Raw genomic sequence first — 15,354 nt, forward strand, 5'->3', positions numbered from 1 at the left:
CCTCTCCGGATGGGGAGAGGTTTTATACATAAAAATTTTGCTTATTATCTTGTACTTGACTGGATCACTTCGCCTTTGATATAAAGCACTTTGATTGGAGTACGTGCATTCGATTTTATCGTGACAGCTTTTGTGAAGCCCGGTTGGATAGCAGCAGCGTTAAAAGTGACAGTGATTGTACCTTTAGCTCCCTTCAATACGGGCGTAGTAGTATATTTCGGCACTGTGCATCCGCAGGTTGATTCTACGTTTGAAATTATCAATGGCTCTTCGCCCGTATTTGTAAATACAAAATCGACGCTAACTGGTTTACCCTGAACGATTTTACCAAAATCGTGAGTTTCCTTGTCGAACTTAAAATCAGCTTTGGTTCCATCCTGCATGGCCGTTAAGCCTATAAAGCCAATAATTACCGCGCATAATTTCATTAAATGTTTCATATTGTAAATCCGTTTGAATAATATACACTAATATACATATTTCAAAAATCATTCCAACAAGCGGAATATCACTTAATTAGCAAACGACATAATTTTAATTTGGCATTGCGTAATATGATCGAATTAATATTTTGTCAGGCAATTACATTTTCCTGATGTCTTTTGCTATTTTTGACCCATAAGGTGTACTATGAAAGGAACCCAGGTGGTAGAGAACAATATGCCGGATCAGGAAGAATTAAGCTTTGAAGATTTTAGGAGTATTATAATCAGCGATTATAAAATTGCTTACGAAAGTCGCCAGGCAAGTCTTTTAGGGCGAAAAGAAGTTCTTACAGGAAAGGCAAAGTTTGGCATTTTCGGGGATGGGAAAGAGGTTGCGCAGTTGGCAATGGCGAAGGCTTTCATGGCTGGCGACTGGCGTTCAGGATATTATCGCGATCAGACTTTTATGCTTGCTTCAGGCATGCTTACTATGCCTGAATTTTTCGCCCAGCTTTATGCGAACACTGACATCGATGCCGATCCGGCGTCCGGAGGGCGGCAGATGAATTGTCACTTTGCCACGCGCTTGCTGGATGAGGATGGTGATTGGATGGACCTTACATCGCTTAAAAATTCATCCTCAGATATATCGCCGACGGGAGGCCAGATGGGTCGTTTAGTAGGGCTGGCTCTGGCGTCTAAAATGTATCGCAACAATCCTGCTCTTAAGAGCTTAAATAAGTTTTCAGTGGGTGGCAATGAAGTCGCCTTCGGAACTATTGGCAATGCATCCACGTCTGAAGGAATATTTTTTGAAGCTATAAATGCAGCTGGTGTCTTACAAATACCTATGGCGGTCTCCATCTGGGACGATGCTTACGGAATTTCTGTTCCGGCGGAATATCAGACTACTAAACAGGACATATCTGAGATCCTAAAAGGTTTTCAGCGGGATGAAATGGGTGAGGGATATGAAATTTTTAAGGTCAGGGGATGGGATTATCCGGGATTATGTGAAACCTATGAAAGGGCTATTAAGATTTGCCGCGATAAGCATATTCCGGTAATGATTCATGTTACTGAAATGACACAGCCCCAGGGCCACTCAACTTCAGGATCACATGAGAGATATAAAAATAAGGCCCGGATCGACTGGGAAAATGAATTCGATTGCATGCTTCAGATGCGGAAGTGGATGATTGAATCCGCTGTTGCGACAGATGAAGAATTAATTGAGCTTGAAAATACGGCTAAATCCTATATAAAAAATTGTCAGAGGAAAGCCTGGGCCGACTTCAACGCCAAGATGAAAATGGAGCTTGAAGTAGCTGCAGGATTGATCGAAGAAACGGGTAATAATGAACTGGTTGCGGAAGCCAGGGTTTTACTGTCCAGCCCGGAACCATCCCGGAAGGACGTGATTAGCCTGGTCAGACAGGCAGCCCGAACGTTAAGAAAAGATAATTCGGATGCCAAGGATAAGTTGTTAAACTGGTACAGAAGTCAGCATGAAAGCAATTTTGACCGCTATAATTCGAAGCTGTTTACCGGATCAGCCGACTCTCCCCTAAACATACAAGTTATCGCCCCGGAATATGACGGTGATGCGAAAGCTGTTGACGGTCGTGAAATACTTAATTCCTGTTTTGAAGCAAACTTTATACGTGATGCCCGGGTGATAGCATTTGGAGAAGATGTAGGGGCTATTGGCGACGTGAACCAGGGCTTTGCAGGTTTGCAGCTCAAGTTTGGTAAAATAAGGATCTTTGATACTGGGATCCGGGAAATGACCATAGTCGGACAGGGTATTGGCCTTGCCATGCGTGGATTAAAACCAATTGCAGAGATCCAATACCTCGATTATCTTTTATATGCGCTGAATATTCTGAGCGATGATCTGGCCACCCTTAGCTACCGAACAAAAGGAAGACAAAAAGCCCCGCTTATTATTCGTACCCGTGGACATCGTTTAGAAGGTATCTGGCATTCGGGCTCTCCGATGGGTGTTATCATCAACGCTCTCCAGGGAATGCATGTTTGTGTACCACGTAATATGACTCAGGCAGCAGGGATGTATAATACCTTGTTGAGAGGAGATGAGCCGGCTTTGGTTATAGAATGCCTGAATGGGTATCGCCTGAAAGAAACATTGCCATCCAATATTGGAGAGTTTACAGTCCCCCTTGGTATAGCTGAAATTGTACGGGAAGGATCTGATGTTACTATAGTTTCGTATGGATCTACCTTGAGAATCGTTCAGGAAGCAGCCGAAGAGCTCGAACAAATGGGCATATCTGTAGAAATTGTTGACCCTCAGACTCTAATGCCATTTGACCTTCAAAGCCTTTCTGTTAGATCCCTTAGTAAAACAAACAAACTACTGGTCGTTGCCGAAGATATACCTGGCGGATCTTCAGCATTTCTGATGCAGCAGATACTTGAAATTCAGAATGGATATCAATATCTTGATGGGAAGCCACGTACTCTAACAGCCAAAGCTCACCGTGCACCATACGGATCTGACGGTGATTATTTCACCAAACCGTCCTTAGATGATATTATCGAGATCGTTTATGAGATGATGAATGATAGCAATCCAGGGAAGTTTCCGGGGTTGTATTAGACGACTTGAGCTCTTCCCCGACTGGGTCGGGGATCTCGTTCATGACACGCGGCCTCCAGCCGCAAGTGTCGACCGGCGCGTTTCGCTTGCATGAGAATTAACAGTCTGATTATTTCTCCTGGACTTCGGTCCACAAGTAACTATTAACAAACTAAAGTTCGCTCCGCTGTGGCTTTAAACCAGCTGTATTTTTGTTATTTCCAGACGACGCGAGCTGCGCCGCGTCTGCACGAGATCCCCGAACAAGTCGGGGAAGAGCTTACAACCTCGTCACCCTATTCCTCAAATAATGATCCGCCAGCACCAATGCAGCCATAGATTCAACAATAGCGACGGCCCGGGGTACCACACATGGATCATGTCGCCCTTTGCCCTGCACGCTGGCTGCATTGCCTGAAGAATCGAGGCTTGCCTGGTTTTGCATGATGGTGGCTACGGGTTTGAAAGCAACCCGGAAAGTGATATCCATTCCGTTTGAAATTCCACCCTGGATCCCGCCCGAGAAATTTGTAAGGGTCTGGAATTTGTTATCTGCATTAGTTCCGGCCGCGACAAAGAGATCATTATGTTCGGAACCCTTCATTTCAGAACCCGAAAATCCCGAACCATAATCAAAGCCATGTACAGCATTAATGCTAAGCATAGCTTTTCCAAGGTCAGCGTGAAGCTTATCGAAAACAGGATCGCCTAATCCTACAGGACAGTTTCTGATCACACAGGAAATTTTACCTCCTACGGTATCACCGTCTTTTCTTATTGAATCAATGAGCGCTATCATTTGGTTAGCCGTTGCCGGATCTGCACACCGTACGATATTGCTCTCCCTTACTTCCAAAAGCTCGCTAAGCGAGCCAAGGTCCAGGTTGGGTGAATCAATATTTCCTACCGACGACACATGAGCGAATATCTCTATGCCGGCCTGTTGTAAAAGCAGTTTGGCTACAGCACCAGAAGCAACCCGTGCAGCGGTCTCGCGGGCCGATGACCTTCCGCCTCCTCTGTGATCGCGGTGGCCATATTTAGCATCATAAGTATAATCGGCATGAGAAGGACGGTACGCGTCTTTAATATGGGAATAGTCCTTTGAACGCTGATCTTCATTTGGAATGATCATAGCAATAGGCGTACCCGTCGTTTTACCTTCAAAAATCCCTGAGAGGACTTTCACTGTATCACTTTCCTTTCTCTGAGTAGTTATTTTAGACTGGCCAGGTTTGCGTTTATCCAGCTCCGATTGTATGAAGTTCATGTCAACCTCAAGATTTGAAGGACAGCCATCAATGATTACCCCGATAGCTTCACCGTGTGATTCTCCAAATGTTGTTATGCGGAATAATTGTCCAAATGAGTTACCAGCCATAACTAGATGTGAGATGTGAGATATGAGATATGAGATATGCTTTCAGCTTTGAGCTTTCAGCTAAAAAACAAGAGAACGGAGAATCGATAATATTATCCATAAAAAATTCTAGATCAAATCTAGCTATACTTTTTCAATTTCAAATCCAACACTTTCCAGGTCCTTCCAGAAATGCGGATAGGATTTTTCTACCACGAGGTGGTCTTCAATTTTCATTTCGTTTAAAACCAGTGCCAACGGTGCAAACGCCATAGCCATCCGGTGATCATCGTATGTACTAATACTAACTGCTTTATTAAGTTCTTTTCCAGAACATTCCAGCTTATAGGTCTGATTTTTTTCGATCAGTTTCACGCCGATCTTTGCAAGCTCGACCTGAAGAGCATTGATACGATCCGTTTCTTTGATCTTTAATGTTTCAAGGCCGGTAAACGTAGCATCGTGCCCAAGTGCAGCACAAACCACTATTACCGTTTGCGCAAGATCCGGGCATTCTTTGAAATCAAAGATCTTCCTTTCGAGTTTCTTATGTTCTTTCTTTATGAATACGCCCCCATCTTTAAATTGCGACGTTATTCCGAAATTAGCCATAATTTCTGTGATTTTGCTGTCACCTTGAAGGCTATAGGCATTCAACCCGGGTAGAAACAACTCAGCTTCTTCTGCAAGCGCCGCAATGGCATACCAATAAGATGCGGCACTCCAGTCGGGTTCAACACTAATTACTGATTTAGCAAAAGGTTGATTTGGAATCCGAATTATGTTTTCGTCCCATGTATACTTTATGCCGCCCTGCGATAGCATTGCCAACGTCATTTCTACATAGGGTTTAGACGTTAGATCGCCTTCGATAATAAGTTTTAGTCCTTTTTCGAGCAATGGAGCGGCAAGTAACAGGGATGAAATATATTGGCTGCTAATATTTCCTTGAATAGAAACCTGATCAGATTTCTGATTAAATGGCCCCTGTATTTTCAGCGGAGGGTAACTGTCTATTTCAGCATATTCAATTTCAGCTCCGAGCTCTCTTAAGGCATCTACCAGTATCCCTATTGGACGCTGTTTCATTCTTGCAGAACCCGTAAGAATCACTTCTCCATCCTGCAAAGTATAGTAAGCCGTCAAAAACCGCATAGCTGTTCCTGCAGGGCCAATATCGATGAGCTTTGGGCTATGAGCTATTAGCGGTGAGTTCTGTGCATTCATTTCACTCTCCACCCGACGGCTATCGGGTTTTCCAGTCCCAGTTTTCTGCTCCGCGTCAGGCTGTAGTATCCCCAACAAAGTCACGGTATCCGCCGCTTCCGAAACATTCTTGACCTGGACAGCACCGTTACTCATAGCCTGCATGACTAATGCCCGGTTACTTTCGCTTTTAGATCCGGTAAGATGAATAGTTCCCGAAATTTTCTTCTTAGCAACTGAAATTTTTATGCCTGGCGAGCTCATTTTTCTTCAACAAGCGGTTTGTCGTTCATGATCTCAGTTTGCTTCCGGATAGACTCGCTGTGTATCAGTTCAAGGAATTTTGCGGTGAAGTTAAGATCGAGTTTTAATGCATTAGCAAAAGCACTTCTTTTATTCATGATCTGGTCCCAACGATTTACCTGAAGAATTGTAACTCCGTTATCTCGTTTAAACTCGCCTATCTTTTGAACTACCTGCATTCTTTCAGCAATTTTTTGAATGATCTGATCATCCAGTTTGTCGATGTTCTCTCTTAAGACAGCCAGTTTATCAGTAAATTCCTTATCCTTAATCTCAGGTTTACGTAAAGTAAGGTGATCCATCAATTCAGCTAAAGCTGAAGGGGTTAACTGCTGCTTAGCATCTGTCCAGGCAACTGAAGGGTCAAGGTGCGATTCGATCATAAGGCCCTGCATATCCATATCAAGAGCTTTTTGAGAAATGTATGGTATCAGCTCCCTGTTACCGCAAATATGACTCGGATCATTGATAATAGGCAATTCAGGACAAAGGGTTTTAAGCTGAATAGCAATTTCCCACATTGGTTCGTTACGGAACGCTGTTTTTTCAAATGAAGAAAAACCGCGGTGTATCGCTCCTAATTTAGTAATGCCTGCGTTGTTTATACGCTCAAGTGCACCAATCCATAACTGAAGGTCAGGATTAACCGGATTTTTAACCAGGACGGGGATGTCAACACCTTTTAAAGCATCAGCTATTTCCTGCACAGTAAAGGGATTCACAGTTGAACGTGCGCCAACCCAGAGAATATCGACACCAGATGCTAAAGCTTCTTCAACATGTTTAGCGGTCGCAACCTCAACAGCGGTCGGCAGTCCTGTCTCCTCCTTGGCGCGTTTTAACCATTGCAGGCCAATGCTGCCAATACCTTCAAACTCCCCCGGACGTGTGCGGGGCTTCCATATACCCGCTCTAAGCACTGAAGCTTTCCCGGATTTTGCAATTAAATGGGCTGTAGCTAATAATTGATCTTCTGTTTCAGCACTGCACGGCCCCGCAATTAATAAAGGCTCACTGGTTTTTTTAAGCCAGGTATCAATTGGCTGTAGGTTTAGATTAAGTTTCATTTTGAGTTATAAGTAGTAAGTTGTAAGTAATAAGTTGTAAGTAATAAGTCTCGTTGTTAGTTGTTAGTTGCCTGCCTGCCGGCAGGTTCGTTCTTATTCTGGATGCCCAGCAATTCGTAATTTGTTATTTGTCATTAGTAATTAGTAATTCGTAGTTTTTACACCGTCCCAGTTAAACCTTATCGTTCCTTGCGTATTCCCCCATTATCGTGAAATTCACCGTATGCTTAAGCACCTTTCGAATCGCAACGTCGTAATCGGGTTGGTTTTTCCATTCTATATCTACATAAAAATTGTACTCATTCCGTTTTCCAAGTACCGGCATAGATTGGATCTTGCTGAGATTGATATTATGTTCGGACAGGATGTTCAATACCTGGGCTAGTGACCCAACAGAATTCCCTACCTGGAAACTTAATGAGGCCTTATTGTAGGAAGCATTGTCGTCTGCTTTGTTTGCAAGGATCAGGAAACGAGTGTAATTCTTTTTATTTGATTCAATTCTGCGCTCCATTACCTCAAGGCCATACAATTCGGCTGCCAGGTTATTTGCAATGGCAACAGTATCCGTAAGGTTTTCTTCGCGGATCTTTTTAGCGCATGCTGCTGTATCTGAGCTTTCAATAACTTGCAGCTCGGGGAAATCATCCAGGAAGTCACTGCACTGACGAATGGCAATCGGATGTGAGGTTACATATTTTATATTCTCAAATTTCACACCGGGTAATGCTAAAAGATGAAGTTGAATCGCCAGATAAACTTCACCAACAATCGGAAAGTTATATTCCCGAAGCAGCGAGTAGTTGGGTAGCAAGCTTCCGGCAATTGAATTTTCGATAGCCATAACGACATAATCAGCCTGTTTCTGCTTTAAAACGTCGCAAGTGCGCTTAAATGAATCGCATTCAATTGTTTCGATATCTGTCCCAAAAAATTTGAATGCCGCTTCTTCGTGGAAAGAGGCCCTGGTTCCCTGGATTGCTACTCTTTTTGTCTGCATTTTAACTACATAAAAAAAGTCCCTGCTTTTGGCAGGGACTTTTTGCTAATTTCTTTTATAGATTATTGCATATTTTCCCCCGCTCTTACTGTGGATAGTAAAAATAAGCGAAGTAATATGTGCTGTTGATATTCATTTTTATACTGTGAGCCAAATGTACAAAGAAAAATGACTTTGTCAAGTGGAAAGTGAATTTTTTGTACAGAAGTATGTTTTGGTATTCGGGACAAAAGAGAAAGTTAGGGCTTTTAGGTTGGTTAATTGAAGAGGATTTTTGAGAAGGGAGTATTTGCTGCTGATGAAATTACCATGATGATCATATTTTTTGAAGAAAGCATAGTAGATGATGGTTAATTATCGAATAATGGATATGGAGTAATAGGAACTGAGTTTTTGATTTAATATTAGCGTAGTAATGAAATTGACGTCTTGGAAAATATTCCAGAATGGGTTTTAAGAAATACCATTATATGGCAGAGTATTTTGATTTTGGAAAGCAGAGACAGAAGTGCATCGGTCTGGGTAGTCGCGTGCTCTGCAGAAGTTTTGCAATTACGATGATCTTTTGGGTTGAAACAGATTGATGCAAAAGCTACTGCTGCCGCCCGCGTTTATTTTACTCAGGCCTCGCTCGTTTGGGTCGGGTTTGCGATGATAATGAGCAGCATATTGGAGGTTCCAGCTGGGAGCGAAACCGTATACAAGTATCACGAAGAACTATAAAAGTCGAGGCTCTCAAAAATCTCCTCCTCTGTACAAAACTCATCAAACTCACACGTCCCAATCTCACTCAATAAGGAAAAACTAATTTGCCCTGCATTATTTTTCTTGTCGTTTTTCATGATCTCGAGCAGGGCAGGGTAGCTTTCTTTTTTAATGTGGTATGCTGGATATACCGTTTTTATGGCCTCAACTGTTTCATTCAGATCAATTTCGCTTAGATTATTTTTCTTGAATGAGAGATATGCTTCGCAGATAAAACCAATTGCAATAGCTTCACCGTGCAGGAGGGGATTTTTGCCGTGGCTAAGGGAATAGCTTTCAACTGCATGGCCAATAGTGTGTCCGAAATTAAGGATCTTCCGAAGCCCTTTTTCGAATGGGTCTTTCTTAACGACTTCGTTTTTTATTTCGACAGATCGGTATATAATTTCGTCGGTTAAACCAGAAGGACCCAATTGCTTCAGGGTATTAAAAAGCAGGCGGTCGTAGATTAGGCCGTGTTTAATTACTTCTGCAAAACCTGATCGAATCTCACGTTCGTCAAGGGTTTTAAGGAATTCTGTATTTATAAAAACTGCTTTAGGCTGTGTGAAAGTGCCGATAATATTCTTTACATTGTCCATATCGATCCCGGTTTTGCCGCCTACCGAGGCGTCGACCTGGGACAGTAAAGTTGTAGGAACCTGGACAAAGTCGATACCTCGTTTAAAAGTTGATGCGGCAAATCCTCCCATATCAGTGATAACTCCGCCTCCGAGATTTATCAGAACGCTGTTTCTCTCTGCGCCAAAATCCAGCAGCATTCTCCATATCCCAATGCAGAAATCTATGTTTTTATTTTCCTCCCCTGGCGTCACTTCGATCAGGTCGTAGTCTATATCTTTAAGTACTTTATGCACGGCAGGCAGACAGTGGATTTCGGTGTTGCTGTCGACGAGAATAAAAACTTTGGTGTATTGGGATTGGGAAATGAATTTTCTCAGCTCCTGTAAGCTGTATTCGAAATAAATAGGGTAGCTGAGACTATGTATAGGGGTCATTGTACATTTATTTTTGTGCCGTTGAACTCAATAATGTCTCCCCGCCGAACTTTACGGCGTTTGCGATAGTCTACCTCACCGTTACATTTAACAAGGCCATCCAGGACGACCATTTGAGCTTCGCCGCCGCTGGCCACAAGGTTTGTAGCCTTAAGCAGTGCGATAAGCTGAATATATTCCCCCTCTAATTTGAAATCAAGCATGTTGCAAACTTACGAAATATAAGGTACGAGGAATAGGCGTTTTGTGGATGTCTTGATTCTTGTCTCTTGATTCTTGATTCTCGTTATGCTACCTTTGTCGCCATGCATAAGCCCAATGCTAACCAATTAAAGCCTGTCTATAAGGCGCTCGACTTCAATAATACCGAAATAGCCTTCAGAGGGAATTCAAATTCCGATCTGGAGCGTGCCTATTGGCTTTTTAAGATCATTAGCGTAAGGTTCCTGACTAAGATCGGGCCGCCGATTACTAATTTCGCAATGGCTATCGGACTTCCCATCCGGCCGCTGATTAAGGCCACGATTTTTGAACATTTCTGTGGAGGGGAGACTATCGAAGAATGCGAGCACACCATAAGCCAGCTGGCTAAGGGCGATGTAGGGTCCATCTTAGATTATTCTGTAGAGGGAGAGGATGAAGAAAATGTATTTGATGAAACCTGTGAAGAGATCATGCGGACAATCAAACGCGCTGATGGCGATAAGCGTATCCCGCTTACGGTGTTTAAAGTCACCGGACTAGGCAGGTTTGATTTGATTGCCAAAAAAGACTCAAAAGAGGTTTTAAATGAAGATGAGAATGCTGAATTTAAACGTATATCTTCGCGAATTAATCGAATTTGCTCGCTGGCACATGAGAGAACCGTCCGGGTGATGATCGATGCGGAGGAAAGCTGGATTCAGGATAGTATAGATCAAATGGCATTAGAAATGATGCGAAGATATAATCAGAATCATCCTATCGTTTACAATACCTACCAGCTTTACAGAACAAACTTACTGGAATGCTTAAGGCAGGATACCAAACTTGCAATTAGAGAAGGGTTTATTTTAGGTGCAAAATTAGTTCGCGGGGCATATATGGAGAAGGAAAGAAAGCGGGCCGAGGAAAAAGGTTACACTTCGCCAATAAACCCTAGTAAAGAAGAAACAGATACTCAGTATAACGACTCTCTCAAATTCTGTGTTAATCACCTCAGTACCATTGCGTTTGTTGCCGGTACACATAACGAGGAAAGTTGCCGCCTGCTCGCTGAACTTTTGGATAGCAAGCAGATCAGGCATAACCACGACCATGTTTATTTCTCGCAGTTGCTGGGGATGAGCGATCACTTGAGTTTCAATCTCGCCGCGGCAGGCTATAATGTAGCTAAATACGTGCCCTATGGTCCTGTTAAAGCTGTACTGCCGTATTTATTCCGAAGGGCAGAAGAAAATACTTCCGTTTCTGGTCAGATGGGAAGGGAGTTAAAGTTGATTGTTAAGGAGAAGAGGAGGAGGAAAGTAGACCAAGGAAAAAAGAACAAGTACTAAAGATCCCCCCGCGAGTTAGGCTGATATCAATTCAAAAAGTGAGGTCCCGGCTTTCGCCGGGATGACAAGCGTTTTTAAAAGAAGAGTGGAGATGGTGGCCGCAGGCCACCATCTCCACTCTTAGATACTACGCAAAAATTTGTCATCCCGGCGAAAGCCGGGACCTTCTTGATAAGTAACATTATCTTTTATTGTATAAACAAGTTTTAAGATTCCAGCCCGAATCTTAAAACTTGATACCTCATACAAACTACTTATTCCGGTATCGGTGTATCCAACTTCCTTAATAAATCATCAGCATCATCGTCTGCATACATACCATATCCATTGATCAATGTTCCTTTCACGTCGTGATGGAGAGATTTGATGGCATATAGGATGGAGTTATCACCCGGATCACTTGCACCTTCAAAACGGTAAACTTTCACTATTTCGAATTCTTTTGGGCTTAAAGTGATATCACCACTTTTTAGCTGATTGTTGTGGATGTTAAAATCATGAGTAAAGCCCTCTGCTTTCAACTTATTTAAAGTTCCTACCAGGGTTGGTTGTTCTATTGGAGTTGCCATGTTGGGTTAACAATGGGGGAGGGAGAAAGTTTTTCGAAGGAGTAAATCCTAACTTTCCCCTCTCAAGTGTTGATACTTAATACTTGATTCTTAATACTTACAAAAGTCCACCCCCATACATAAACTCCTTCAATGTTTCCTCCGGCTTAAGTAAATGAGTTTGCAGGCCCAGGCTGTCTGCAGTTTTAAGGTGCTGCGGACTGTCATCAATAAAAAGAGTTTCTGCAGGGTCCAGATTATGCGCATCCATCACAAATTGAAAGATATCCGGATTAGGTTTACGCATTTTCATGAGATGGGAATAGTAATCTTTTTCAAAGAACACTTCATTCGATGGGAGGTTGAACTCATTTTTAAGATACTCCATGATCCATTTGTAGTGAATCTCATTGTTGTTGCTCAATAAGAAGGTTCGGTATCTATCTTTCGCTTTTAAAAGCAATTCATGATTGCCTTCAGGAACCCCGATCAAAAGCGTATTCCACGCCGTATCTATGTGCTCGTCAGTTAAATCGTTGTGTCCGGTGATTCTCCGAATGCCATGTCTGAACTCATCAGATGAAATTAGTCCCTGCTCATACTCATCGAACAATGGATCATGACCAGTATGTGCAAAGAATCGTTCTACATTTTTAATTCCCAGTTCAGTGAAGCTATGCTGGGTTCTCTTAAAATCGATTCGGAAAATAACATTGCCATAATCGAATATTATATTTTTAATCTTGTTTAAATTCATTCTATATTTAATGTAAGTTGTTGAAATAGAGCATTTTCAATCAAAATCAATGCATTAGCATGTTTCAAGCCATGAAATTTACATTCTACCGATGACCTTTTCCCCAAATATCTATTCAACGATACTCATTGTAAGTGGCATTATCACGTTGCTTTTATGCATTAATATCTTTCGTAGGTATGAAATTGTAGTTCGCTGGTTCGGTTTTATGGTGCTTGCAATTGCAGTTTGGGCGCTAAGTTATGGATTTGAATTAGCAACTACCAAGCTCGAGGAGATGCTTTTCTGGATTAATCTTGAATATCTGGGGGTATCATTTATGCCAGCCTGCTGGTTTTTCTTCATAGTTAAATTTACCGGCAGAGATGAATGGATCAGCAAGCGTAACTTAGCCCTGGTACTGGTTATTCCGATAGTCACTCTTTTATTGGTATGGACTAATGATTATCATCATCTTCACTATAAAAATATTTCGATCGATTCTTCAGGTCCTTTTCCACTCTTAACTATCGAAAGGGGACCCTGGTACTTTGTGCATACGTTCTATTTTTATGTGATGCTTTTGTGGGGCATCGCTCTCCTTGTCGATAAATACAGGAAGGCAGACAAGGTCTTTAAGAAGCAAAACCTCATTATTTTAATAGCTGCATTTATTCCATGGATTGCGAATCTTCTCTACTTCTTCGGCGTCCGGCCTGAGGGTCATATTGATATTACTCCTTTTGCATTTATTGGCACAGTACTTCTGCTAAGCATGGGGCTGGTACGGTTCAGGCTCCTTGATATCATTCCGATTGCCAGAGAACGGGTTTTGGAATCGATGCAGGAAGGTTTGCTTGTTGCAGATAATAAAGACCGGATCGTAGATTTGAACAGGGAGATCAAATCCCTTCTGTCTATCGGAGAGCCAAACCTCATTGGCAAGGAACTCAGTTATATCCTTCCGCAGCAGCCAGATCTGTATGAGATGATTAAGACGAGGGCAGGTGGTTTAATGCAGATTGAAATTATCAAGAATGACGTGCCTTTGTACCTTGAAATGACTTTATCTCCCATGTATGAAGAGAAGGATGTGTACAGCGGTATCATCATACTTTGCAGGGACATAACGCACCGTGTCAATATGGACAAGCAGGTTCGTATACAGGCAAAGCAATTACTAGCTCTCAATAAGCTTAAGGACAAGCTATTCTCTATAATTTCCCATGACCTCCGTAGCCCTCTGCATAATTTACTGGATCTCTTAAAAATGATTGACGATCATCTTATTACGCCTCAGGAGTTCAGTATTCTTCTTCCGCAGCTTTCCAGGAACGTAGGATATACCTCTGGTTTGCTGGAAAATTTGCTTTTTTGGTCGCGAAGTCAGCTTCAGGGCGAAGTGATAAAGCCAGTTGAAATTAGAGTAAGGCAAATTTGTGAAAATATCATAGACCTTTTTGAAAGAGTGGTGACGGAAAAGCAGATCGTTCTTGTGAACAAGATTGAGCCTGATAGCACCATTTACGCAGATCAGGATATGATCCAGCTCGTAATACGTAACCTGATTTCAAATGCCGTTAAATTCTCAAATCGCGGAGGAACTATTAATTTAAGTTCGTTCAGCGACGGACACATCACCAGGGTTTGTGTTGAGGACGATGGTGTAGGAATATCAGATGATCACCTTCCGAAAATATTCGAAATCGAGACGTTTACCACGCGTGGCACTGATAATGAACAAGGCACTGGTCTTGGGCTGCTTTTATCCAAGGATTTTATTGAAAAAAACCATGGCCGGATCTGGATTGAAAGCAAATTAAATGAGGGCAGTAAATTTTTCGTAGAATTGCCTCTAACAGAAGAGGATATCGTGGTTCAGGAGCAAATACAGGCAGAATTATAAGGATCATTACATAAAAAAAGGCCGCCCCATTCAGGAGGCGGCCCACTATTTATAAAATTATTTATTACTTATTCTTACGTCCAGCTCCGGACGATTTTCCTGAACCAGAAGGGCGAGCGGCCTTGTCTGGTGACCCTGATGGACGGGCAGCTTTAGCGGGCTTGCTCATACCAGCACCCTGCATCCTTTCACCGCTTTGACCATTTGAACGGGCAATATCACTAACTGCTTTGCCTTTTTCTCTGCCTTCAAGCGTAGTGCCTCTGGCAGTACCGCTAACATCACGGCCGTGGTTATCCTTATGAGTTGAACCGTTCAACAGTCCGTCGTCACTTTTGTCAGCTCTTCTATCAGCTTTCCTGTCAGCTTTCCATGCAATTTTATCCGCTTTGCGCGCATCACGTTCCTCCGGAGAAAATATGCCATCATCATCAACATCATATTGGGCATTATCGAATTTGTCTTTGTCCGATTTATCCTTGTTTTTAGCATACTCCCGTTCCTGACCTTGCTTATTTTTAGCATCATCAGATTGAGCAAAAGCAGAAACTGCAAATAGTGCAATCGCAGCCGACATAATTATCTTTTTCATTGTTTAAATTTTAAGTTCATTATAAAGATAAAATGCGAAGATGAAGGGAACATGAAGATTTCAAATTAACGGATGTGTGTCATATTTTAACACTTCCACGACATTACCAAATAGGGCAGGCGCTCCCATAAGCCCATCCGACGGGCAATTCAAACTTTTACAAATTCTATTTTAAATTTACAGGAGATTTGCGTAAAATTGCAGCCTTAATCAATTCCGCATCTGCGGGAATGAGCGCCCATAGCTCAGTTGGTTAGAGTAGAAGACTCATAATCTTTTGGTCCCTGGTTCGAGCCCAGGTGGGCGCACGA

General features: G+C 42.4%; 13 protein-coding genes and 1 tRNA gene. 4 read left to right on the forward strand and 10 right to left on the reverse strand.

What is annotated here, in order from left to right; genetic code table 11:
- Positions 1-44 precede the first annotated feature (44 nt).
- Positions 45-440: a DUF1573 domain-containing protein gene (locus tag ACLL8Z_RS09855; protein ID WP_411274611.1), complete on the reverse strand. Its 396-nt coding sequence runs from the start codon at positions 438-440 to the stop codon at positions 45-47.
- Between the two features lie 190 nt (positions 441-630).
- Here ACLL8Z_RS09855 and ACLL8Z_RS09860 point away from each other — a divergent pair, with 190 nt between their 5' ends.
- The gene (locus ACLL8Z_RS09860) at positions 631-3,048 is read left to right on the forward strand and encodes a thiamine pyrophosphate-dependent enzyme (protein ID WP_411274612.1); all 2,418 of its coding nucleotides are present in this window, start codon (positions 631-633) and stop codon (positions 3,046-3,048) included.
- 259 nt (positions 3,049-3,307) lie between these two features.
- Here the strand turns inward: ACLL8Z_RS09860 and aroC are convergent, their stop codons facing one another.
- From aroC to ACLL8Z_RS09890, 6 genes are all read right to left on the reverse strand, one after another.
- Complete coding sequence (gene aroC / locus ACLL8Z_RS09865) at positions 3,308-4,408, reverse strand: chorismate synthase (RefSeq protein ID WP_411274613.1); 1,101 nt, start codon at positions 4,406-4,408, stop codon at positions 3,308-3,310.
- 123 nt (positions 4,409-4,531) lie between these two features.
- Positions 4,532-5,857, reverse strand: coding sequence for a 3-phosphoshikimate 1-carboxyvinyltransferase (gene aroA, locus ACLL8Z_RS09870; RefSeq protein ID WP_411274614.1), 1,326 nt, complete (start codon positions 5,855-5,857; stop codon positions 4,532-4,534).
- Positions 5,854-6,963 carry a chorismate mutase gene (locus ACLL8Z_RS09875; protein WP_411274615.1) on the reverse strand — a complete coding sequence of 370 codons (1,110 nt, stop codon included), beginning with the start codon at positions 6,961-6,963 and terminating at the stop codon, positions 5,854-5,856. The genes aroA and ACLL8Z_RS09875 overlap by 4 nt, the downstream gene beginning before the upstream one ends.
- A gap of 172 nt (positions 6,964-7,135) precedes the next feature.
- Entirely contained in the window at positions 7,136-7,963 is an 828-nt protein-coding gene (locus tag ACLL8Z_RS09880) for a prephenate dehydratase (protein ID WP_411274616.1), read from the reverse strand.
- 707 nt (positions 7,964-8,670) lie between these two features.
- Positions 8,671-9,726 carry a 3-dehydroquinate synthase gene (aroB, locus tag ACLL8Z_RS09885; RefSeq protein WP_411274617.1) on the reverse strand — a complete coding sequence of 352 codons (1,056 nt, stop codon included), beginning with the start codon at positions 9,724-9,726 and terminating at the stop codon, positions 8,671-8,673.
- Entirely contained in the window at positions 9,723-9,929 is a 207-nt protein-coding gene (locus ACLL8Z_RS09890) for an RNA-binding S4 domain-containing protein (RefSeq protein WP_411274618.1), read from the reverse strand. The genes aroB and ACLL8Z_RS09890 overlap by 4 nt, the downstream gene beginning before the upstream one ends.
- A 102-nt stretch (positions 9,930-10,031) precedes the next feature.
- Between ACLL8Z_RS09890 and ACLL8Z_RS09895 the strand changes: the two genes are divergently transcribed.
- Complete coding sequence (locus ACLL8Z_RS09895) at positions 10,032-11,261, forward strand: proline dehydrogenase family protein (protein ID WP_411274619.1); 1,230 nt, start codon at positions 10,032-10,034, stop codon at positions 11,259-11,261.
- Between the two features lie 254 nt (positions 11,262-11,515).
- Here ACLL8Z_RS09895 and ACLL8Z_RS09900 read toward each other — a convergent pair whose 3' ends face one another.
- Together ACLL8Z_RS09900 and ACLL8Z_RS09905 are read right to left on the reverse strand one after the other, a co-directional pair.
- Positions 11,516-11,830 (reverse strand): phosphoribosylpyrophosphate synthetase, encoded by a 315-nt coding sequence (locus ACLL8Z_RS09900; protein WP_411274620.1) that lies wholly within the window; start codon positions 11,828-11,830, stop codon positions 11,516-11,518.
- Positions 11,831-11,927: 97 nt separating this feature from the next.
- A complete protein-coding gene (locus ACLL8Z_RS09905) occupies positions 11,928-12,566 on the reverse strand; it encodes an HAD family hydrolase (protein WP_411274621.1) in 639 nt (212 codons plus the stop codon).
- Between the two features lie 91 nt (positions 12,567-12,657).
- On the opposite strand from ACLL8Z_RS09905, the gene ACLL8Z_RS09910 reads away from it, so the two are divergent.
- Complete coding sequence (locus tag ACLL8Z_RS09910) at positions 12,658-14,451, forward strand: histidine kinase N-terminal 7TM domain-containing protein (RefSeq protein WP_411274622.1); 1,794 nt, start codon at positions 12,658-12,660, stop codon at positions 14,449-14,451.
- Between the two features lie 64 nt (positions 14,452-14,515).
- Here the strand turns inward: ACLL8Z_RS09910 and ACLL8Z_RS09915 are convergent, their stop codons facing one another.
- A complete protein-coding gene (locus ACLL8Z_RS09915; protein ID WP_411274623.1) occupies positions 14,516-15,043 on the reverse strand; it encodes a hypothetical protein in 528 nt (175 codons plus the stop codon).
- A 234-nt stretch (positions 15,044-15,277) separates the two neighbouring features.
- Here ACLL8Z_RS09915 and ACLL8Z_RS09920 point away from each other — a divergent pair.
- Positions 15,278-15,351 (forward strand) — tRNA-Ile (locus ACLL8Z_RS09920).
- Positions 15,352-15,354: the final 3 nt, after the last annotated feature.

This window comes from Daejeonella sp., from assembly GCF_046590655.1.
GTDB lineage: Bacteria > Bacteroidota > Bacteroidia > Sphingobacteriales > Sphingobacteriaceae > Daejeonella.